This is a genomic window from Pseudomonas sp. 21615526, from assembly GCF_013386245.1.
Taxonomy (GTDB): Bacteria; Pseudomonadota; Gammaproteobacteria; order Pseudomonadales; family Pseudomonadaceae; genus Aquipseudomonas.
In genome coordinates this window covers 587-1,317 of record NZ_JACAOM010000191.1, presented here as the reverse complement: position 1 = coordinate 1,317, position 731 = coordinate 587, and the positions used below count along the sequence as shown (strand labels likewise).

At 57.3% G+C, this 731-nt stretch carries 1 protein-coding gene and 1 pseudogene; one reads left to right on the top strand and one right to left on the bottom strand.

From position 1 onward, the window contains the following. Positions 1-299, bottom strand: a pseudogene (locus HX786_RS30650) (glycerol-3-phosphate 1-O-acyltransferase); the annotation flags it as partial. Between the two features lie 196 nt (positions 300-495). On the opposite strand from HX786_RS30650, the gene HX786_RS30645 reads away from it, so the two are divergent. Beyond that, entirely contained in the window at positions 496-705 is a 210-nt protein-coding gene (locus HX786_RS30645) for a cold-shock protein (RefSeq protein WP_003219353.1), read from the top strand. Positions 706-731: the final 26 nt, after the last annotated feature.

Sequence of the window (731 nt, the reverse complement as noted above, 5' to 3'; positions counted from 1 at the left end):
CGCTTGTCCTGGCGCCCCAGCCAGTCGGGGTCGGGCGTCAGGTAGAAGAAGGCCGCCGGCTCCATCAGCGGGCCGACCGACACCGGCAGCACCGGGCGCGGCAGGCCGGCCTTGGTACATTCGGTATCAACCACCGCCAATTCGGTGAGGGATGGAGATTGCAGGACGTAAAACACCGGACGACTGCGGTCGAGGTTCAAGGTAAGGGACGACTGGTTGATCGTCTCTGAGCGAACCCAGAGGTACAACAGCCGGCGCAAGGTGCCAAATACCAGACGGCGAAAGGGAGAACGGGTCATACGGCTTCTGCTTTGAGTGGGGAAAAAAACCGGGCAGGTGCTCGGGGCGCTAGTGTGCAGTATTAGCCGAAAATCGGCAAAAAAGCGGCGAAGTAATCTTGAGTTGAAGCTTTTTGAGCCTGTCTTATACTCGGCAGTTCAACTGCGACGACTCAACAATAAACGTACTTATAAAAAGCATGTGGGAGCAAAACAGATGGCAACGCGCGAAACCGGCAATGTGAAGTGGTTCAACGACGCCAAGGGCTATGGCTTTATCCAGCGGGAAGATGGCAAGGATGTGTTTGTGCACTACCGCGCCATTCGCGGTGAAGGGCATCGTTCATTGGCTGAAGGCCAGCAGGTGGAATACGCCGTGGTGACGGGCGAGAAGGGCTTGCAGGCTGAGGATGTGGTGGGCCTGTAACCTTCGCGTGATCGTTCCCACGCTCT

What these genes read in the sequence shown, in the direction of transcription:
- HX786_RS30645 (WP_003219353.1), top strand. Translation starts at nt 496, where the DNA reads ATGGCAACGCGCGAAACCGGCAATGTGAAGTGGTTCAACGACGCCAAG.